We start from the raw sequence: 19,773 nt of genomic DNA, 5'->3' as shown, positions 1-19,773 counted from the left end.
CTTCACAGCTTATCCACAGGGAGAGCAAAAAATATCGGTTGACACAGGTCGCCGTAAAGAGTTGTAATGTCGAGTTTTTATTTATCATTATCAGGCACAGGGGAAATAATGAAACGCACTTACCAACCATCCGTGACGCGCAGAAAGCGGACCCACGGTTTCAGGGTCCGCATGAAAACCGCGGGTGGAGCGGCGGTAATCCGGGCTCGGCGCGCCAAAGGACGAGTTCGCCTCGGAGTGCAGTAACGTACGCAACCCGGGGACCCTATTATTCGTTTTCCTAAAACTCATCGCCTGCATAAGGCAGAAGAATTTTCCTCGGTCATCCGGTTCAGGTGTTCCATAGGCGGTGAATTGCTTCAGGTTTTCGCTAAGCCCAACGGTTTATTACATTCCAGGTTGGGATTGATAGTGGCAGGTAAAATCGAACGACTTGCCGTAAACCGGAACCGGGTGAAACGGGTGCTGCGGGAAGTGTTTCGTGCCCGCCAGGAGGATATGGCGGGCCTTGATCTGGTGATGCGTCTGCGTTGCCGTGCCAGCGATCGCAGTCCGGTGCAGTTGGCGGACGAAGCACGGCGTCTCATGATTCGATTGCAGCAATGTCGCGAATGATTATTGCGTTTATCAGGCTCTATCAATACTGCCTGAGTCCTTTCCTTGGACCCTCATGCCGGTTCAGTCCGTCTTGTTCGCATTACGCCTGTGAAGCGCTTGCCCGGCATGGGGCGACGCGAGGACTCGTTCTGAGCGTCTGGAGGATAATGCGATGCAATCCCTGGAGCCGGGGAGGATATGACCCCGTTCCTGCGGAACCCTTCCGTTGAATGTTTCTGGACGGTTTTTATCTGTCGTAAAAAAATAACTCGCAGAGCAAGATGGATACACAAAGATTCGTACTCTTCCTGATTTTTGCCACATCGCTGTTATTCCTGTGGGATGCGTGGCAGAAAGAACAATATCCTGCAACCCAGGGGCCGAAAACGGCCGTGCAGGGCACAGAAACGCAGGCCAATACAGGTACTGCAGGTACCGCCGAGACTCCGGTGCCAGGAGATCAGCTTGCTTCATCAGTTCCGCAAAGAGGCTCGACCGCGGAAAACGGTGCTCCTGTCAGGGCGGCGGGCAAGCTGGAATCCGGGGATAAAATCACGATCAAGACCGACATGGTGCTGGCGGAAATCGACACCGCAGGGGGCGATATTCGCCGCCTCGAGTTGCTGCATCAGCCTTCCAAGGAGGATAAAAACAAGCCTTTCGCATTACTGGAAAGCGATCCCGAACGCGTCTACATAGCGCAATCCGGATTGATCGGTGAAGGTTTACCGACCCACAAGACGCGTTTTACGGCGGAGCCGGGTGCATACGAGCTGGCAGCCGGGCAGGATAAAATCCAGATACGGTTGAGCGCGCCGGAGGTCGACGGCGTACAAGTGACTAAAATATACACGTTTCATCGGGGGAGCTATCTCATCGATGTGAGTTTCGAGGTCGCCAATCAACGGAACGCCGCCATCCAGCCGTTTTCCTACTTCCAGATGCTGCGCGACAGCCGGCCTCCCGTGGGTTCGTTCTTCATGGTCCCAACCTATACCGGGGCGGCGCTTTATACTGAAGAGGAAAAATTCAGGAAGATCGAGTTTTCCGCGCTGGACAAGGGCAATGCCAGCTATCCCAAGAATGCGGACAACGGCTGGATTGCCATGCTGCAGCAGTACTTCCTCGCCGCCTGGCTACCCAAGGACAAGCTGCCGCGTGAATATTACGCGAAACGTCTTGGAGAAAACGAATATACCGCCGGTGTAATCGTACCGGTAGGCCAGATAGAACCCGGCAGTAGCGCCACTGTCACGGTCCCGCTCTATGCGGGACCGGAAGAGCAAAGCAAGCTTGCGTCGATCGCGCCGGGTCTCGATCTCGTTGTCGATTACGGCTGGTTGACGGTGATCGGCGCGCCATTGTTCTGGCTGTTGTCGTTGTTTCACTCCTGGACTGGAAATTGGGGAGTGGCAATCATCCTCCTCACCATGTCGGTCAAGCTTGCATTCTTTCCCCTGTCTGCGGCAGGTTACCGCTCGATGGCGAAGTTGCGTTTAGTGACGCCCAAGCTCCAGCGTTTGCGGGAGCAACACGGGAATGACCGGCAGCGCATGCACCAGGCCATGATGGATTTTTATAAAACGGAAAAAATCAACCCGATGGGAGGCTGTTTGCCCATCCTGGTGCAGATTCCGGTATTCATTTCGCTGTACTGGGTACTGCTCTCGAGCGTGGAATTGCGCTACGCGTCTTTTGCGTTGTGGATAGAGGATCTTTCCGCACCCGATCCCTATTATGTGCTGCCGGTAATCATGGGTATTTCCATGTTCCTGCAACAGCGGCTCAGCCCCCCGGCGACCGATCCCATCCAGGCGAGAGTTATGCAGATCATGCCTTTGGCATTCAGCGTTTTCTTTTTCTTCTTCCCCGCAGGCCTGGTGCTGTATTCCCTGGTAAACAACGTGCTTTCCATCGCGCAGCAGTGGCAGATCACGCGCATGATCGAAGGTTCGGCCGCAAATACGAGCAAGCAGAAGAAAGCAAATTAGTGATCAGGGGAATTGCCGGACCCGACTCCCCTCTCTTCCCGTCTTCATAAGCGAGGTTGGCATTCGAACTCAGGATGACCCGTTCTGATGTGATTGCCGCGATTGCAACGCCTCCGGGTCGGGGAGGTATCGGGGTGGTGCGTGTTTCCGGCAGAAACCTGCAATCGCTTGCTCTCAAGGTCGCAGGCTGCGTGCCGGAACCCCGGCGCGCCAGCCTCACCCGATTTCGCGACGAAAATGATCGCGTTATCGATCAGGGCATAGCCCTCTACTTTCCCGCTCCCCAGTCCTATACCGGAGAAGAGGTTCTGGAACTGCAAGGACACGGCGGCCCTGCAGTCATGAACCTGTTGCTGGCAAGTTGCCTTTCCGCTGGTGCGCGACTGGCGCAACCCGGGGAGTTTACCTTGCGTGCATTCCTGAATAACAAGCTTGATCTGGCGCAGGCTGAAAGCGTGGCAGACCTTATTGACGCCAGTACCGAGGAAGCCGCCCGCTGCGCCATCCGTTCCCTTCAAGGCGAATTTTCCAACGCTATTCATACTTCAGTGCAAGCACTTACTGACCTGCGAATGCTTGTCGAGGCTTCACTTGATTTTTCAGAAGAAGAAATTGAGTTCATTTCTGGAAGGGAACTGGAATTCAGATTGGAGCACATCCGGCAACAGCTTGAACAGGTTTTCAGCGCGGCGCGGCAAGGTAGCCTGCTGCGAGAAGGAATATGGATTGCTTTGGTCGGACAGCCGAATGTGGGAAAATCGAGCCTCCTGAATCGACTCGCCGGAGAAGAAGTGGCTCTCGTTACGGAGGTCCCGGGCACGACACGGGACGTTATCCGGCAGGTCATAGAGATTGAAGGTGTGCCCATGCATCTGCTGGATACCGCCGGCTTGAGGGAGACGGAAGATGCGATCGAAAAAATGGGTATGGCGCGGACACGCTCCACGATCGATAAAGCAAGTATCGTCCTGCTGCTTGTGGATAGCCGAGTGGGAATAACGCCAGAAGATCAGGCCATACTCGCGTCGCTTCCCCCGGGTTTGCGGCTCATTGTCGTCCATAACAAAACCGACCTGCTCGAATCTCCCCCGAATTCCACTGTCTCCACCGCTACAGCTACTGCAGATATCTGGGTTTCCGCTAAAACGGGGGCGGGCATCGGATCCCTCCAGCAAGGATTGCTGGAAATGATAGGATGGCAGCCATCAACAGGAGAAGGAGCCTTCATGGCGCGCCAGCGTCATCTTTCTGCATTGACAGCTGCCCGAACCCATCTTGAGGCTGCTTGTGCGCTGGCAAACAGCCTGGATCAGGTCGAGCTTTTTGCTGAGGAACTGCGCCTTGCCCAACTGGCTTTATCTTCGATTACCGGTGAATTCAGCGCCGACGACCTGCTGGGCGAAATTTTTTCCCGCTTCTGCATAGGAAAGTAGCAGAACCTCTCGTTTCCGGGCAGATCCTTCCGCTCAAGTTTCAGGCTGGCTCTCGCTTGACTTGTTCTCGCCCCGGTTATCCCGGTTATTGCCGCTGGACATCATATGGCGTGCCTCGGCGCGCAGTCCTTTCGCCCGGTTGGCCAAGTCGCGTGACTTTGCATCGATGCGCTTACGAGTTTTAATGCCAGCGCTGTGTATCTTGTCTCTTGCCAACGCACGGCGCCGTCTTCCTTTAGCGGGATCAAGGAGAAACATGGTGAGCGCGCCGAGCGCGAGTCCGCTGAACAACCAGTTTGCCCTGCCACTCGAGTGTAGATTCATCTTCGCCTCCTTCTCATCAGATTTTCTGCGTTATCGAACTTGATTAGCTGTGTAGATTGCAATCCATCCTGTGCAGCGGATAGCCCCAGTTCAAGCACGGCCTATATATGCGGCTTTTTTATCGAAGCCAGAAGTGGAGCGCTCCGTAGCGTGGATTAATTTCATGGTAGTACATATTTCTTAAAAGTACAGGCTTCCACCTTCTTGGGAACAAGTCTTAAAAAAATAGGAGAAGGCCAACAGGAGCAAATTTTCGCTCAAGTTGCCGGTACTCCAAGGCGAGGAGGGATTATCGCGATGTAAACGTGAGAAGCAGATTTACTGCGAGATGCTCCGAAGGGTGTCACTGCCAGGGGTATCAGCATGGTAGGGTTTGGAGGTGAGTTGGTGTGTGGGTAAGCATGCAAGCCGGTTGTTAACTCATCGAACTCTCAAATCCATTTGGTACTTGCCCCCTTACGACGATCGGAATATTCCGGACGACCGGAAAGGGACCGGGGGAGGCACATAAACCTCTGGAATCTGTTTTTTCAGACCAATTTCGGGGGAAGGTTGCCCGGATGGTAGAAGTTAACGCAGAAATAATTGAGTTTCTGCCGTTGAAGCGGTGGGGAGCGACGATTTGGCGGCAACGTGGTGAGCAGTAATGGGTAGCAATGGGTGTATGTGAATAGGGCGCAAATAGAGGCCGCCTCTCTTGTACCTAGGTCGTGAAGATCCGAACGTGCAATTCGTCGCATCCCGTTGTTGAACAATTTCGATCATAGGTGGCGGGTTAGGCTACCCCCAGGGAGAAACGGGAGCACCCGTGGATGAGTATCCTGGCAATGCAGAAGCTCACTCGTGAGTGTTTCACTGCTTGGTTCACAAGCTCTGTCGAGTTCGTCCTGGCCTTCAACGCATCAGAGATTAGATGCATGGAAGCCCCAGGATTTGTTTGGTCGATAGATTCCGTCTAATGCATCGCTTCGATAGCGATAAGCGATGGTGAGTACAGCTTCGAACTGTCCGGAAGCATAACCTGACTCTCCGGGAGAGCGAGGTGCTCCATAATTACCTCCATCCGCTCGGATTAAAGGAAATATTCATCAGTTGCACAAAAAAGCGGCAAGCGTAGGAGCTCTGTAATCGATTATTTTGGATGAGTTAAGGCATGGGTATAGGCTGGAATTCCATCTCAATGGAGAGGCTGGAGAGGCCACAGCAATTGAACAAGAAGCTTGAGTGGCTAGTGCAGATCGAAATATGTTCAATTTTAAGGCGGGGTAAGGCAATCTACCAAGGCCATTAACGTTTCTACCCCCCCCTGTATGGGTTTCGAGCGGGCAACTGGCGGTATTGTATTTGCACCCTTACTGGATCGGACGCTGCTGGTTAAAGCGGCGGGTGGATTGATGACAGTCGCGCATCATGCTGCACGCCGATTCGGACACTCGGCGACTGACGATGCTCAATTAGCGGCAGGATCTTCTAGCCTCTTCCTCAATCGTTTCGGTACTTGGTTATTAGGGGTAATTCCCTCGCCTTTTGACTTCTCCCTGCGCATTTCCCATTAGCTGTTGTTTCACGTGAAACAAAGAAACCGGTTTCTTCACCACAAGACCTCTCCATGATTCTTATCCACGCTATATGTGTTCTATGGCAATCAGCTCCTGGTATTGTATTTGCAGCCGTCCTGGATCGGCGTTGCCGGACAGGCTTCAGCAATTCCTGGCTGCTGGTTAAAGCGGCGGGTGGATTGATGACAGTCGCGCATCATGCTGCACGCCGATTCCGACACTCGGCGACTGACGATGCTCAATTAGCGGCAGGATCTTCTAGCCTCTTCCCCCAATCATTTCGGTACTTGGTCATTGGTGGGTAATTCCCTCGCCTGTCGACTTCCCCTGTGGATTTCCTGTTAGGCTCAGGACTCATTAATTGAGATAGAAGATGACGGTAGCTGCGATACAGATGGCGGAGAAGAAGGTGTGGGCGCAGCGGTCATAACGCATGGCAATGCGCCGCCAATCCTTGAGCCTGTGATGTTTTCCACCTGTGGCGTCGCTTGTAGAGTTCCCTGTCGTATTTGAGCCGGGTTTTACGGTTCTTCTTTGGGGAAATGCAGGCCGTAATACCCTTTTGTCTGAGGGCTGCCCTGAACCAGTCAGCATCATAGCCGCGATCCCCCCGCAACTCTTTTGCCTTGGGCAGGGCAGGCAACAACAGGGCAGCACCCTTGTAATCGCTCATCTGACCTTCGGAGAGCAGCAGGGCAACAGGCTTGCCCCTACCATCGCACACGGCATGGAGCTTTGAATTCAAGCCGCCCTTTGTGCGACCGATACGGCGGGGAACATCCCCTTTTTTAAAAGGCTGGCTGCCGTACGGTGCGCCTTGAGATGCGTGGCGTCAATCATCAGCCGGTCCGGCATTTCCTCTTTGCCGGCCAGTTCCGCAAAAATACGGTTGAATATGCCCATCTTGCTCCAGCGCATGAAGCGATTATAGAGCGTCTTGTGTGGGCCGTAGCCTTCGGGAGCGTCCTTCCATTGCAGACCATCCCGAATGACATGGATGGTTCCCCTGATCACCCGCAGATCGTCCACACGCGGCACTCCATGGGACAAGGGAAAATAAGGCTTTATGCGGTTGAATTGTTTCTCTGAAAGCATGAAAAGATCACTCATGGCAACTCCTCCTGCCATAAGTGAATCACATCCTCTCACTTCCGTGAATTCCAAAATTAATAGGTCCTACGCCTGGTGGTTGTTTCACGTGGAACAACAAACAAAACTGTTTCACGTGAAACAAGAGATCGCGTTTCTTCACCCAAGACCTCTTTATGATTCTTACATGGCTCCACGTTTTGCCGTAAAATGGGCACCACTCTCAATCGAATTCATTTTTGCCCGATTGCTTCCATGACTGTTCCTGAAATATTCGATGTAATAGTTATAGGTGGTGGCCACGCCGGTACCGAAGCGGCGCTCGCTGCCGCTCGCATTGGGCAAAAGACACTATTGCTATCACACAACATCGAAACCCTGGGGCAGATGTCGTGCAACCCTTCCATAGGCGGGATCGGCAAAGGGCATCTGGTCAAAGAAATCGATGCGCTTGGGGGCGTGATGGCAGAGGCAGCGGATGAGGCGGGCATACAGTTTCGCATCCTCAACTCGCGCAAAGGACCTGCGGTACGCGCAACACGCGCCCAGGCTGATCGGGTCCTCTACCGCCAAGCGATCCGGCAGCGGTTGGAAAGTCAGCCGAATCTCTGGTTGTTTCAGCAAGGAGTGGACGATCTCGTGCTTGAGGGTGAGCGGGTGGCCGGGGTTGTCACACAGCTTGGAATCCGCTTTAACGCGCGTGCTGTAATTCTTACCGCTGGAACCTTCCTGGCAGGCCTGGCTCACGTAGGCTCGGCAAATTTTCAAGCCGGGCGGGCGGGGGACCTTCCATCCAATAGTCTTGCGGGACGCCTGCGCGAATTGAAGCTCCCTGTCGGGCGGTTGAAAACAGGAACCCCACCGCGGATAGATGGCCGTACCATCGATTATTCCGCTGTTGCCGCTCAACCCGGCGACGCGCCTGTGCCCGTTTTTTCCTTTATGGGCAATGCTGCTTCCCACCCGAAGCAGGTGTCTTGCTGGATCACGCATACCAACAGTCAGACGCACGATATTATTCGCAGCGGCCTGGATCGCTCCCCTCTATTCTCCGGTGCGATCGAGGGTATCGGACCTCGTTATTGTCCCTCTATCGAGGACAAGGTCGTGCGCTTTTCCGCCAAGGAATCGCATCAGATTTTTCTCGAACCGGAGGGTCTCACGACCCACGAGGTGTATCCCAACGGAATCTCCACGAGTCTCCCCTTCGATATGCAGGTGAAACTGGTGCGCTCAATCAAAGGATTGGAGAACGCCCATATCACCCGACCCGGTTATGCGATCGAATATGATTATTTTGATCCGCGTGCCCTGAAAAGCTCGCTTGAAACCAGGATGATCGAAGGCCTGTTTTTCGCGGGACAGATCAATGGCACCACGGGTTATGAAGAGGCCGCGGCGCAGGGGTTGCTTGCGGGAATCAACGCTGCGCTAAAAACGCAGGACAGGGAACCGTGGTGTCCGCGCCGGGATGAAGCCTATTTGGGCGTCCTGGTGGACGATCTCATTACCCGAGGTGTTACTGAACCCTATCGCATGTTCACCAGCCGTGCGGAATACCGGTTGCAATTGCGGGAGGATAACGCCGATCTCCGCCTCACCGAAGTCGGACGCAGGCTAGGGGTGGTGAATGACGCGCGCTGGGTGGCGTTCAATATCAAACTAGAGGCTATCGCTCAAGAGCAAAACCGGCTGAAGACCACGTGGCTCAGCCCGAAGAGTCTTTCCGAAACCGATGCATTACGTGTTATCGGGAAAAACATCGAGCATGAGTGTTCTCTGCATGACTTGTTGCGCCGGCCCAATGTGTCGTACGCCGAACTCATGACGCTGCCCGGTGCAGGCGAACCCGTTGTCGATCTTGCGGCGGCGGAGCAGGTCGAAATCCAGGCGAAGTATCAGGGATACATCGAGCGCCAGAAAGATGAAGTGGCGCGAAATGCTTATTATGAAGACATTCGCCTGCCGCAGGACCTGGATTACAAAACCGTGCGCGGTCTTTCGAATGAAGTTCAGCAGAAACTTAATCAGTTCAAGCCTGAAACGGCAGGACAGGCATCCCGTATCTCCGGAATCACGCCCGCCGCAATTTCGCTATTGCTGGTCCATGTCAAGCGCGGTTTTTCCAGCGCGAATACGAAGAAAAGCGCATGAATCCGGCTACACAACTGGCTGACGGAATCGCAACACTGGGACTATCTATTACCGAATCAAATCAGGCACGCCTCCTGCAATATCTGGCGCTCATCCAGAAATGGAACCGGGTGCACAATCTGACGGCAGTGCGCGAACCGGAAGCGATGCTCGCATTGCATGTGCTGGACAGTCTGGCTGTTCTGCCGCACATTGGCGGCTCCCGCATTGCGGATGTGGGCAGCGGCGCCGGTCTTCCTGGAATCCCAGTGGCGTTGGCCCGCCCGGAGTGGCGTGTGGTGCTAGTGGAAAGCAATCATAAAAAAGCCGCGTTCCTGCAGCAGGCGCGGATTGAATTGGGGCTTGAAAATGTGGAAGTCATCGGGGAGCGCATGGAAGGCGTCCGCTCGAACGCCGGCTTCAATACCGTTATTTCGCGCGCTTTTTCCGATCTGGCGGATTTCGTCAAGCTCGCGGGACATTTGTGTGCACGGGGGGAGGAGCAAGGGACTGACTGTGGGCGGTTGGTGGCAATGAAAGGCGTATATCCTCACGAAGAACTTGCGCAGTTACCCGAGACATTCATTGTCGACAACATATTGTCGCTAACGATTCCCGGCCTGAGGGCGAAGCGTCATCTGGTTGTGCTCAAGCGTGCCGGACAGTAAAGTAAGATTCCTTGGCTTTTCGCCAAGTTTTTCACCTCTTATTGATCGGCTTCCGGTATCTCGGTTCTAGGAGTGGCAATGGCGAAAATTCTGGCAGTAACCAATCAAAAAGGTGGGGTAGGGAAAACGACTACCAGCGTCAATTTGGCGGCAAGCCTTGAAGCTGTGAAGCGGCGCGTGCTGTTGATAGACCTTGATCCGCAGGGTAACGCCACGATGGGCAGCGGGGTAGACAAGGGCCAGTTGGAGCACACCGTTTATCAGGTTCTGCTGGGAAGCGCGAGCGTGGTGGACGTGAGAGTCTCCTCCCCCAGCGGAAAATATGATCTGCTCCCCGCCAATCGCGAGCTTGCCGGGGCAGAAATAGAGTTGATTGATTTACCGGGGCGGGAAACACGCCTGCGGGAAGCCTTGCGGGAAGTCGAGCGGGAATATGATTTTATTCTTATCGATTGTCCACCTGCCCTTAATTTGCTCACGTTGAATGGTTTGTGCGCGGCCGAAGCCGTGGTGATCCCGATGCAGTGCGAATACTATGCTCTCGAAGGATTGAGCGACCTGGTCAACACCATTAAGAAAGTGCGTGCTCACTTTAATTCCAAACTTGAGATCGAGGGATTGTTGCGCACCATGTTCGATCCACGCAATATTCTCGCACAGCAGGTTTCCGATCAGTTGCAACAGTACTTCGGAGACCGGGTCTACCGTACGGTAATTCCCCGTAACGTGCGATTAGCCGAGGCGCCCAGCTTTGGTATTCCGGCGTTGTACCATGACAGATTATCCAAGGGTACGCAGGCTTACCTGGCACTGGCGCGTGAAATAGTGACCCGATACTTTCCGGAGAGCGCCATGCCGGACCAGCAGTATCAACAGACACTTGAAGCCTAGAAGATATGAAGCCGGACGAAAGGAAAATGAAAATAAGAGGATTGGGGAGAGGGCTGGATGCGTTGCTGGCGGGCAGCGGCGGTAACGCTGTCTCGGAGGAGACGCTTCAGAGCATCAAGGTCTCGCTGCTGCAGCCGGGAAAATACCAGCCGCGTACGCGCATGGATAAGGAATCGTTGGGAGAACTGGCGGACTCCATCAAAGCCCAGGGGGTGATGCAGCCAGTACTCGTGCGACCAGTCGGGGGTGGAAAGTACGAAATCATCGCCGGCGAGCGCCGCTGGCGTGCAGCGCAACTGGCGGGATTGGGCGAGGTGCCCGCTCTGATCCGCGAGGTTCCGGATGAGGCTGCGCTGGCAATGTCGCTGATCGAGAATATTCAACGCGAAAATCTAAACCCACTGGAAGAAGCCTTGGGAATCCAGAGGCTCATCAGGGACTTCGGCATGACGCACCAGGCTGCCAGCGAAGCTTTGGGAAGTTCGCGCAGTGCGGTTTCCAATCTCCTGAGATTGCTTAATCTGGCTGCGCCTGTCCAGGAACTGCTGATGCAGGGAAAGATCGACATGGGGCACGCTCGCGCATTGCTGTCACTCGCTGCAGCCAAGCAGATAGAGACGGCAAATCTTGTAGTGCATAAAGGACTTTCAGTACGTGAAACAGAAAAGCTGGTATATCAGATCGAACATCCAGTGGTAAAACATCATCCCCAGCGCGACCGCGATTTACTCCGGTTACAGGAGAATTTCTCGGCAAAAATCGGAGCGCAGGTCGTAATAACCCCCGGGAAAAAGGGTAAAGGAACCATACTGATTCATTACGAAACCCTGGAACAACTGGATGGGATATTGTCACGGTGGTAATCCGACGATTCCAGAGTAATCCGGAGTCTCTTTCAAAGTAAGTGCTCACTTCTACCTCGCTGACAAACTGCTTGACTTAGGGGTATGGCGGGGAGTAGTCTTTACGGGCTTATGGGTATGTAAAGTACTGGTAGCGGCAATAAAGGTGGTACCAGGGAAGGATTTGGGTGTTCTGGTGCGGCTGTTTGGTGCTGCCGGTATTGGGAAGTAAGCGACAATTTGTTCTTGCGCGCCGGGTTTTGTGCAGTAGAGAAGCGGCAGCAAGCGGATGTTGGAAGTTGGAAGCATGAAGGGCAAGCGCTTCTGCCGGAGTTGACAAGGGAGGAAGCGGCTGCCGGAAGCAAGGCAGTACTTGATTAACAAGATAGCAGGAGGAAGCAAAATGGCAACAACGATGGGAACGTCGAGCCCGGCCAAGACGAGCGGCCGGGACTACGACATGTCGCTGTGGTATGACTCGAAGTGGTACAAGTTTGGCCTGATCACGATGCTGGCGGTAGCGATATTCTGGATCTGGTACCAGCGCACGTTTGCCTACTCGCACGGGATGGACTCGATGGAGCCTGAGTTCGAGAAAGTGTGGATGGGATTGTGGCGAGTGCACATGATCGTGATGCCGCTGTTTGCGCTGATCACCTGGGGCTGGATCTGGAAGACGCGGGACACGAAAGAGCAGCTGGACAATCTTGATCCGAAGCTTGAAGTCAAGCGCTACTTCTACTGGATGATGTGGCTGGGTGTATATCTGTTCGGCGTGTACTGGGGCGGCAGCTTCTTTACCGAACAGGACGCCTCCTGGCACCAGGTCATCATCCGTGACACGAGCTTCACGCCAAGTCACGTAGTGGTGTTCTACGGCTCCTTCCCGATGTACATCGTCTGCGGGATAGCAAGCTACCTGTATGCGATGACGCGTCTGCCGCTGTATTCGCGCGGCACCTCGTTCCCGCTGGTCATGGCGATTGCAGGTCCGCTCATGATTCTGCCGAACGTAGGGTTGAACGAATGGGGTCACGCCTTCTGGTTCATGGAAGAACTGTTCAGCGCACCGCTGCACTGGGGCTTCGTGATTCTGGGCTGGTCGGGGCTGTTTGCAGGCGGGATTGCAGCGCAGATCATCACGCGCTACTCCAACCTGACGGACGTCGTCTGGAACGGCCAGAGCAAAGTCATCCTCAACAACCGCATCGTACCGTACGACAAGGCGTTTTAAGGACTGACTCGCTGACACACGCATAAGCAGCAATAGCCGCATCGCCTCCGAACAGGAGAGCGATGCGGCCAGCGGTAACACAGCCGGGCAGACTCAAGCAATGCGAAGCGGCGGCACCTGGAGCAAAAGGGGAAGGGAGTCGCCGGATCCGGGAGCAACAAGGAAGCGACAAGGGATTTATACAGTCATGTAGACCCTTGTTGAATCACGAGGTTCCCGGGAATTCGCGGCAACGTCATCAGGGACTGCGAGGATGGCAAGCAGTAGAGCAGCACGGCAACGATTGATATGTTTTAGTCGCGTAACATTTGAGGGAGGGTGCGATGAGCAGAACAGATGAAATACTGAAGGCGGCGAAGATGCCGCCCGAAGCGGTAAAGATGTCCAGGATGATAGACGTGATTTACTTCCCGATTCTATGCATCCTGCTGGTTGGAACCTACCACATGCACTTCATGCTGCTGGCGGGTGACTGGGACTTCTGGCTTGACTGGAAGGACCGGCAATGGTGGCCTGTGGTAACCCCGATTGTAGGGATCACCTACTGTGCCGCGATCATGTACTACCTGTGGGTGAACTACCGCCTGCCGTTTGGAGCCACACTGTGCATCGTGTGCCTGCTGGTGGGTGAATGGCTGACCCGTTTCTGGGGTTTCTACTGGTGGTCGCACTACCCCATGAACTTTGTATTCCCCTCCACCATGATTCCCGGCGCGCTGGTGATGGACACCGTCCTGCTTCTGACGCGCAACTGGATGATCACGGCACTGGTTGGCGGCGGCGCCTTTGGTTTGTTGTTCTATCCTGGCAACTGGACCATCTTCGGGCCGACCCACCTGCCGCTGGTGGCAGAAGGCGTGCTGCTCTCGGTAGCCGACTACACGGGCTTTCTGTATGTCCGTACCGGCACCCCTGAGTACGTGCGACTGATCGAACAAGGGTCACTGCGCACCTTTGGCGGTCACACCACCGTTATCGCCTCCTTCTTCTCCGCGTTCGTCTCCATGCTCATGTTCACCGTCTGGTGGTACTTTGGCAAGGTCTACTGCACCGCCTTCTACTATGTCAAGGGCGCACGCGGCCGTGTCAGCATGAAGAACGACGTGACAGCATTTGGCGAAGAAGGCTTTGCCGAGGGGATCAAATAAATGAAGAACCTGTTCAAGAAGAGTATAGCCGGGGTATGCAGCCTTGCCGCCCTGGGACTGGCGCTGACGCTCGACATCCAGCCGGCGGCGGCCCACGGGGAACGCTCGCAGGAACCGTTCCTGCGCATGCGTACCATCCAGTGGTATGACATGAAATGGGGCCCCGAGACCACCAAGGTCAACGACATAGCCACCATGACCGGCAAATTCCACCTGGCCGAAGACTGGCCGCGCGCGGTGGGCAAGCCTGGACGCGCCTTCTTCAACGTAGGCAGCCCAAGCCCCGTGTTCGTGCGTCTTAGCACCAAGCTCAACGGCGAGCCGACCTACATCTCCGGACCGATGGAGATTGGGCGCGACTACGCCTTTGAAGTGAGGCTGAAAGCGCGCATCCCCGGACGCCACCACATGCACGCCATGGTCAACATCAAGGACGCAGGCCCGATTGCAGGTCCTGCCGCCTGGATGAACATCTCCGGCAGCTGGGACGACTTCACCAACCCGGTGAAGCTCTTGACGGGCGAGACCATCGACACCGAGACCTTCAACTTCAGCAACGGCATCTTCTGGCACATCCTGTGGCTGTCCCTTGGCATTTTCTGGATCGGCTACTATGTGGCGCGGCCCATGTTCCTGCCAAGAAGCCGGGTGCTGCTGGCCTACGGGGACGAACTCCTGCTCGACCCCATGGACCGGAAAGTTGCCTGGGTGGTGCTGATACTCACCTTTGGCATCGTCTGGGGCGGCTATCGCTACACCGAGACCAAGCACCCGTACACGGTGCCGATCCAGGCTGGCGAATCCAAGGTTGAACCGCTGCCGGTGAAACCCAACCCGATCGCAATCAAGGTCACGCACGCCAACTACGACGTGCCGGGACGCGCCTTGCGGGTAACGATGTCTGTTACCAACAGCGGCGACAAGCCCTACCGCATCGGGGAATTCACCACTGCGGGCGTGCGCTTCATCAACAAGGTTGGCTTGAAGCACCTGGACCGCGGCTATCCGAAGGAACTGGTGGCCACCGGTCTGTCGTTCGACAACGAGACGCCGATCCAGCCTGGCGAGACGCGCGAAGTCAAGATGGAAGCGAAAGACGCGCTGTGGGAAGTGCAACGGCTGATGGCGCTCCTGGGTGACCCGGAAAGCCGCTTTGGCGGACTTCTCATGACCTGGAGCGAGGATGGCGATCGCAACATCAACAGCATCGCAGGTGCGGTCATCCCGGTCTTCACCAAGCTGTAAGGACAAACCCCGGGGGCAAGCCCTACAGGACTAATCCCGGGTCAATCCTAAAAAGCCGCCCGGCTCCTGCCCGACCAGGGCAGAAACCGGGCCAAGACTGGAACAGGCAGCATGCAAACACCGGTCCGCCACCGTTACAGACGGCAAGGTGGATCGGTGTTTTTTTAACGAATCTAGAGAAATGCAAGCGAAAGGCACTTCGAGCAGACAAGGCAGCCGGGCAGGTGCCCTGGCGCTGCTGCTGATTACCACCCTCTACAGCGGGTTTGTTAGCGCGCACGGCAAGGAATCGCTGGAAGAAGACAGCTGCGTGCGCCGTATCGGCGAGAACATGGTGCATCTGAGCGCCTACCAGCCGCAATTCGAACCTACTGCCCAATACTGCACCGAGATTCCCAAGGGAGGCGATACCTTCCTCGTGATCGACCTCATCGACCCTGCCATGCGCGACATGCCCATTGGCATGAAGGTGGTACGGGGCACGAGCGAAGAGGACGAGATGGTCACGCAACTGCGTCCTGTGCACCATCCGGATGGTGTCATCCAGGGCCAGACCACCCTCGAGCAGGGACTCTACACCGTATTCATCACCGCAGAAGGCGTGCCGCCCCTGCGCTACCAGTATCCCCTGCGGGTACAGATGATCAACTATTCCGAAATATTCCGCGCCGCGGTAGGCCCCCTGATCGCCCTGCTGCTGCTTGCCGTGCTGGGATACAAGCTCGTGAAATCCCCGCGCGTGCAACGCTGGCGCTCCTCGCGCAACCCGTAATGCAGGAAAGGTCACCGGATAAACCGGCTCCTGCCGTTGCAGAGGAGCGCCGGACACAAGCCTGGCAAAACAGCGGCGGATAAATGCAACCGCGACCCTGCAGGATCACTGATTCACTGACTCACCATACTTATATAGGCGAATTGATAATGTTCTCATCCTCACTCAAACCTGCCTTGATCGGACTGGTATTTGCCCTGGCCCTGCCCTTCTCCTCCCAGGTGGAAGCGCACGGCGGCCTGTCGCTTGCCGATGATATATGCAAGCTCACCATCGGCCCCTACACCATGCACTTTACCGGCTACCAGCCGGATGCCACGCAGGAGAAGGAATTCTGCGAAGACATTCCCAATACCGGCCGCACCGTAGTTGCCCTGGACTACATTGAAGAAGCGCTGCGCCCCCTGCCCACCGAAGTGCGCATCATCCGCGACACCGGTTCAGGCGGACAGCCCGCTCCCGACGAACAGCAGAAGCTCGATGAAATCACCATCCTGCACATACCGCCCAAGGTCTATCCCAATGGCTCCATCAATTTTGAATACAACTTCACCCAGCCTGGCAAGTTCGTGGGGCTCGTGACCGTCACCGACAAGGAACCGCTGGTCTCGCGCTTCCCCTTCTCCGTGGGTGAACCCAAGGGCATGTCGCCCTACCTCATCATCGCCATTGCGGCGGTGATCATAGGAGCGGCCGTCTTCTTCCTGCGCGGACGCAAATCCGCCGGTGCAAGCGCCTAGCAAAGGGAAGGAAGAGAGTAAGCGCTGACTTCAGGTTGACTTGAGCTTGGGCTCGCCGCAGTCCCTTTGTGCAGGGGGCACCCCGGGCATGGGCCGCGGCCTGGCTCCCCCTCTGAACCATAAGCGCGGGAAAGAGTCCAAGATGCAATAAGGCAGGAACAAAAAAGTCAACCGGGTGCAGATCGAACAAGAACAACCGGGGACAAATAAAAAAGACAAGGACCACAGTGGCTGCCCGAAGCCCGATCTTCGGGTGCAGAGCCCATATAAGAGGAGCAAAAATGCAACCATCGATGATATCTGCCGACAGGAGAGCAAGTGTTCACTTACTGGCAGGCAGCCTTTTGTCGTTCCTGCTGCTGGTAGCGGGGCTGCACAGCAGCCCGGCGCTGGCGCACGCCATGCTGGTCAAGGCAGAACCTGCGCGCCGCGCGCAACTGACCCAGGCCCCCACCCAGGTGCGGCTGTTCTTCAACGAAGAAGTCGAAAAGGACTATGCCGCACTCTCCGTACTCGACGCCTCCAAGACCCCTGTCACCGAAACCAAACCGCATATCGATGCCAACGACCCCAAAGCCATCGTTCTGCCCCTGCCGGAATTGAGCCCGGGCAAGTACACGGTCAAGTTCCGGGTGCTGTCGGTGGACGGGCATGTGGTTGACTCGTCCCACGACTTCACGATAAAGAACAAAGCCGCCGCGAAATGATCGAGGTCATCGCGACGCTCCTGCGCTGGGCGCAGCTGGCGTCCAACATGATCCTGGTGGGGGGCTGCGTGTTTCTGGCCATTGCCGGCTCCGTCCACTCGCCCTGGGTCACGCGGGTGGAGCGTGCGCTGCCGTGGCTTGCCCTCATCCTGCTCACCGGCCTGTTCGGCATCCTGGCGACCACCACGGCGCAAGCCACCGGGATTGACGAGAACGCCTGGCATCCGGCCGCCTGGCTCTCCCTCATGGAGAATACGCGCATGGGGCATATCTGGCTCGCGCGCGCCGCCTGCGCGCTCGTCGTCTTTGCCATTGCCCTCTACATCCGCTTCTCCCCGCCCGCACGCTGGCAATACATCCTGTGCGCAAGTGTGGCGGCCTTGACCCTAGGGGTCGGCTCGCTTGCCAGCCACGCCGCAGCCGAGGACCTCTCGGTCGTCTCGCTTCTGCCCTACGCCCTGCACATCATCCTGGGCAGCGTCTGGTTTGGCGCCCTGCCGGCTTTCCTGGTGGTCTGCTTTGCCTGCAAGCCCCAGAGCGAATTGAAGCAGGCGCAAGCCGGAAGCGCCGGAACGCAGCCTGCCCTGCAGACGCAGGCGCTCCAGCGCATCCACGCCGTATTCCAGTCGCGCGAGGAAGCTTTCCGGCATGATGCCCAGGCCCTGCGGCGCTTCTCCACCCTGGCGCTGCCCGTCATGCTGGCGGTGATTGCAACCGGCATCCTCATCACCTACCGCATGGTCGATACCAACTACAGCGGCCTGGTTGCCACCAAATATGGCTGGCTGCTCAATGGCAAGATCGCCCTGCTCATGATGGTGCTCATCATCGCCTCGCGCGCGCGCTCGAGCTGGCTGCCGCTGTTCTACGAGGACGCAGGCGCAAAAGGAGCGGATAACGGCGGGCGCAAACTCAGGAAATGGGTGAGCCTGGAATTCGGGCTGGCCTTAGGGATAGTGCTGCTTGCCACCATCGTGGCCAACACGGTTCCTGCCAAGCACGCCCTGATCCAGGACTGGCCCTATTCCTTCCGTTTCTCCCTTGCGGCCACCTGGGGGGAGCCTGTCATCATGCCGCGCGTCTACGGCGGCATCGCCCTGCTCGTTCTGGCCGCAGCCGCAGTCTTCTATGGGCGCAGGAAGCACTGGGACAAAAAGCTGCGCTTCGGGTTGCCTGTCCTCCTGGCGGTCATCGGATTGGGCGTGGGCCTGCCGCCCTTGACGGTGGATGCCTATCCCGAGACCTACCGCAAGACGCCGGTGCCGTTTGACACCATCTCCATTTCCAATGGCGCCGTCCACTTTGCCGAGAACTGCGTGGCCTGTCACGGGCTGCAGGGCAAGGGCGACGGCGTGATGGCCAAGAGCTTTGCCAAGCCGCCGGTGGACCTCTTGACCGAACCGCACACGGCCCGCCATACCGCAGGCGACTTCTTCCACTGGCTCTCCTTCGGCATCCCCGATACCGGCATGCCCTCCTTTGGCGACAAGCTCGATGAGGAAGACCGCTGGGACGTGGTGAACTTCCTGCACGCCATGTCGCGCGGCTACCAGGCGCGCCTGATGAGTCCCGCTGTCAAGCCCGAGCAGCCGCAGCCCAACATGGGCCCGCCCAATTTCTCGTATGTGGCGCAGGATGGCTCAAGCGGCACCCTGAAGGACTTCCGCAACCAGAAGAACGTGCTGCTGGTATTATTCTCCTGGCCGCAATCCCGCGAGCGCCTGGCGCAACTGGAAGCGCTCCATGCAAAGCTGCAGGCCGGCAACACGGTGCTTCTGGCAGTGCCCGAGCATGACCTGAGTGCTGCCGCGCTGGGCCAGCTCAAGGCGGGCGTTCACTTCCCCATCGTGACCGAAGGGGCGGAGGAGATCGTGCGCAGCTATGCCCTGTTCCGGCGCACGCTCTCCCATCCGGACCTCCTGGGCGCAGGCACGCTGCCTGACCACATGGAGTTCCTGGTGGACCGCTTCGGCTACCTGCGGGCGCGCTGGATACCCGAACTCGATGGCGCAGGCTGGTCCGCCTCCGACATGCTGATGCAGCAGATAGCGCAGCTCAACCGCGAAGAGGAGATCCTGCCCCCACCAGGCGAGCATGTGCACTAGCCAAGCGGTAGTGGAAAGGATGCCAGGATCGGGGCGAAGGAAGCGCCATCCCCCTTGAGCGCCCTTGGAGCAGTCCGGGCAGGTTCAACTGCCCGCTGACGCCCCGACCTGCCTGCCTTGACAGCATGCGTTCCTTTACAGGGCATCCCCGCGCCGCTCCCTTCGACAGGCAGGTACCGCCCTCCAGGTCAGGGCGCAGGGAAAACCAGGCAATACAGCCGGAAGCAAAAATACGGCGGGGGATTCCAGAAAGCTTCGAGGAAGAGAAGTAAGAGCAATCCAGGCAAGAGAAGCA

At 56.7% G+C, this 19,773-nt stretch carries 17 protein-coding genes and 1 pseudogene; 16 read left to right on the top strand and 2 right to left on the bottom strand.

The window, feature by feature from the left end; genetic code table 11:
- The first annotated feature begins 108 nt into the window (after positions 1-108).
- The 5 genes from rpmH to mnmE all read left to right on the top strand — a co-directional run bounded on the left by rpmH (position 109) and on the right by mnmE (position 4,021).
- Complete coding sequence (rpmH, locus tag NMUL_RS15530) at positions 109-246, top strand: 50S ribosomal protein L34 (RefSeq protein ID WP_011382051.1); 138 nt, start codon at positions 109-111, stop codon at positions 244-246.
- A gap of 21 nt (positions 247-267) precedes the next feature.
- On the top strand, positions 268-615 hold the full coding sequence (gene rnpA, locus NMUL_RS14455) for a ribonuclease P protein component (protein ID WP_074775845.1): 348 nt from the start codon (positions 268-270) through the stop codon (positions 613-615).
- Entirely contained in the window at positions 603-827 is a 225-nt protein-coding gene (gene yidD, locus NMUL_RS15525; RefSeq protein ID WP_074749067.1) for a membrane protein insertion efficiency factor YidD, read from the top strand. The genes rnpA and yidD overlap by 13 nt, the downstream gene beginning before the upstream one ends.
- A 51-nt stretch (positions 828-878) precedes the next feature.
- Positions 879-2,588, top strand: a complete 1,710-nt coding sequence (gene yidC / locus NMUL_RS14450; RefSeq protein WP_011382048.1) for a membrane protein insertase YidC — start codon at positions 879-881, stop codon at positions 2,586-2,588.
- A 74-nt stretch (positions 2,589-2,662) separates the two neighbouring features.
- On the top strand, positions 2,663-4,021 hold the full coding sequence (mnmE, locus tag NMUL_RS14445; protein WP_011382047.1) for a tRNA uridine-5-carboxymethylaminomethyl(34) synthesis GTPase MnmE: 1,359 nt from the start codon (positions 2,663-2,665) through the stop codon (positions 4,019-4,021).
- Between the two features lie 33 nt (positions 4,022-4,054).
- Here the strand turns inward: mnmE and NMUL_RS14440 are convergent, their stop codons facing one another.
- Together NMUL_RS14440 and NMUL_RS15520 are read right to left on the bottom strand one after the other, a co-directional pair.
- Positions 4,055-4,345, bottom strand: a complete 291-nt coding sequence (locus NMUL_RS14440) for a hypothetical protein (RefSeq protein ID WP_011382046.1) — start codon at positions 4,343-4,345, stop codon at positions 4,055-4,057.
- A gap of 1,916 nt (positions 4,346-6,261) precedes the next feature.
- Positions 6,262-7,014 (bottom strand): annotated as a pseudogene (locus NMUL_RS15520) (IS5 family transposase).
- A gap of 234 nt (positions 7,015-7,248) precedes the next feature.
- On the opposite strand from NMUL_RS15520, the gene mnmG reads away from it, so the two are divergent.
- The 11 genes from mnmG (at position 7,249) to NMUL_RS14375 (ending at position 19,478) form a co-directional block, all read left to right on the top strand.
- Complete coding sequence (mnmG, locus tag NMUL_RS14425; RefSeq protein ID WP_011382042.1) at positions 7,249-9,147, top strand: tRNA uridine-5-carboxymethylaminomethyl(34) synthesis enzyme MnmG; 1,899 nt, start codon at positions 7,249-7,251, stop codon at positions 9,145-9,147.
- The gene (rsmG, locus tag NMUL_RS14420; RefSeq protein ID WP_011382041.1) at positions 9,144-9,794 is read left to right on the top strand and encodes a 16S rRNA (guanine(527)-N(7))-methyltransferase RsmG; all 651 of its coding nucleotides are present in this window, start codon (positions 9,144-9,146) and stop codon (positions 9,792-9,794) included. The genes mnmG and rsmG overlap by 4 nt, the downstream gene beginning before the upstream one ends.
- Positions 9,795-9,872: 78 nt before the next feature.
- A complete protein-coding gene (locus tag NMUL_RS14415) occupies positions 9,873-10,685 on the top strand; it encodes a ParA family protein (RefSeq protein WP_011382040.1) in 813 nt (270 codons plus the stop codon).
- Between the two features lie 26 nt (positions 10,686-10,711).
- Positions 10,712-11,548: a ParB/RepB/Spo0J family partition protein gene (locus NMUL_RS14410; RefSeq protein ID WP_041353338.1), complete on the top strand. Its 837-nt coding sequence runs from the start codon at positions 10,712-10,714 to the stop codon at positions 11,546-11,548.
- Between the two features lie 382 nt (positions 11,549-11,930).
- The gene (locus NMUL_RS14405; protein WP_011379539.1) at positions 11,931-12,761 is read left to right on the top strand and encodes a methane monooxygenase/ammonia monooxygenase subunit C; all 831 of its coding nucleotides are present in this window, start codon (positions 11,931-11,933) and stop codon (positions 12,759-12,761) included.
- A gap of 323 nt (positions 12,762-13,084) precedes the next feature.
- Positions 13,085-13,909 carry a methane monooxygenase/ammonia monooxygenase subunit A gene (locus tag NMUL_RS14400; RefSeq protein ID WP_011380154.1) on the top strand — a complete coding sequence of 275 codons (825 nt, stop codon included), beginning with the start codon at positions 13,085-13,087 and terminating at the stop codon, positions 13,907-13,909.
- On the top strand, positions 13,910-15,154 hold the full coding sequence (locus tag NMUL_RS14395) for a methane monooxygenase/ammonia monooxygenase subunit B (RefSeq protein ID WP_011380155.1): 1,245 nt from the start codon (positions 13,910-13,912) through the stop codon (positions 15,152-15,154).
- 181 nt (positions 15,155-15,335) lie between these two features.
- Entirely contained in the window at positions 15,336-15,926 is a 591-nt protein-coding gene (locus tag NMUL_RS14390; protein WP_011381620.1) for a hypothetical protein, read from the top strand.
- A gap of 149 nt (positions 15,927-16,075) precedes the next feature.
- Entirely contained in the window at positions 16,076-16,666 is a 591-nt protein-coding gene (locus NMUL_RS14385) for a hypothetical protein (protein WP_041352601.1), read from the top strand.
- A gap of 281 nt (positions 16,667-16,947) precedes the next feature.
- A complete protein-coding gene (locus NMUL_RS14380) occupies positions 16,948-17,373 on the top strand; it encodes a copper resistance CopC family protein (RefSeq protein WP_011381618.1) in 426 nt (141 codons plus the stop codon).
- Positions 17,370-19,478 carry a CopD family protein gene (locus NMUL_RS14375; protein WP_011381617.1) on the top strand — a complete coding sequence of 703 codons (2,109 nt, stop codon included), beginning with the start codon at positions 17,370-17,372 and terminating at the stop codon, positions 19,476-19,478. Before NMUL_RS14380 ends, NMUL_RS14375 begins: the two co-directional genes overlap by 4 nt.
- The last annotated feature ends 295 nt before the right edge of the window (positions 19,479-19,773 follow it).

Origin of the sequence: Nitrosospira multiformis ATCC 25196 (genome assembly GCF_000196355.1) — a bacterium.
Taxonomy (GTDB): Bacteria; Pseudomonadota; Gammaproteobacteria; order Burkholderiales; family Nitrosomonadaceae; genus Nitrosospira; species Nitrosospira multiformis.
The sequence above is the reverse complement of the archived record's forward strand: the minus strand, read 5'-3'. Positions and strand labels throughout refer to the sequence as shown.

Excerpts from the sequence above, each read along its gene's own strand:
- NMUL_RS14440 (WP_011382046.1), bottom strand. The coding sequence starts at position 4,345 with ATGAATCTACACTCGAGTGGCAGGGCAAACTGGTTGTTCAGCGGACTC.
- mnmG (WP_011382042.1), top strand. The coding sequence starts at position 7,249 with ATGACTGTTCCTGAAATATTCGATGTAATAGTTATAGGTGGTGGCCAC.
- NMUL_RS14415 (WP_011382040.1), top strand. The coding sequence starts at position 9,873 with ATGGCGAAAATTCTGGCAGTAACCAATCAAAAAGGTGGGGTAGGGAAA.
- rsmG (WP_011382041.1), top strand. The coding sequence starts at position 9,144 with ATGAATCCGGCTACACAACTGGCTGACGGAATCGCAACACTGGGACTA.
- NMUL_RS14400 (WP_011380154.1), top strand. The coding sequence starts at position 13,085 with ATGAGCAGAACAGATGAAATACTGAAGGCGGCGAAGATGCCGCCCGAA.
- NMUL_RS14385 (WP_041352601.1), top strand. The coding sequence starts at position 16,076 with ATGTTCTCATCCTCACTCAAACCTGCCTTGATCGGACTGGTATTTGCC.
- yidC (WP_011382048.1), top strand. The coding sequence starts at position 879 with ATGGATACACAAAGATTCGTACTCTTCCTGATTTTTGCCACATCGCTG.
- NMUL_RS14375 (WP_011381617.1), top strand. The coding sequence starts at position 17,370 with ATGATCGAGGTCATCGCGACGCTCCTGCGCTGGGCGCAGCTGGCGTCC.
- NMUL_RS14380 (WP_011381618.1), top strand. The coding sequence starts at position 16,948 with ATGCAACCATCGATGATATCTGCCGACAGGAGAGCAAGTGTTCACTTA.
- NMUL_RS14410 (WP_041353338.1), top strand. The coding sequence starts at position 10,712 with ATGAAAATAAGAGGATTGGGGAGAGGGCTGGATGCGTTGCTGGCGGGC.
- rpmH (WP_011382051.1), top strand. The coding sequence starts at position 109 with ATGAAACGCACTTACCAACCATCCGTGACGCGCAGAAAGCGGACCCAC.
- mnmE (WP_011382047.1), top strand. The coding sequence starts at position 2,663 with ATGACCCGTTCTGATGTGATTGCCGCGATTGCAACGCCTCCGGGTCGG.
- yidD (WP_074749067.1), top strand. The coding sequence starts at position 603 with ATGTCGCGAATGATTATTGCGTTTATCAGGCTCTATCAATACTGCCTG.
- NMUL_RS14405 (WP_011379539.1), top strand. The coding sequence starts at position 11,931 with ATGGCAACAACGATGGGAACGTCGAGCCCGGCCAAGACGAGCGGCCGG.
- NMUL_RS14390 (WP_011381620.1), top strand. The coding sequence starts at position 15,336 with ATGCAAGCGAAAGGCACTTCGAGCAGACAAGGCAGCCGGGCAGGTGCC.
- NMUL_RS14395 (WP_011380155.1), top strand. The coding sequence starts at position 13,910 with ATGAAGAACCTGTTCAAGAAGAGTATAGCCGGGGTATGCAGCCTTGCC.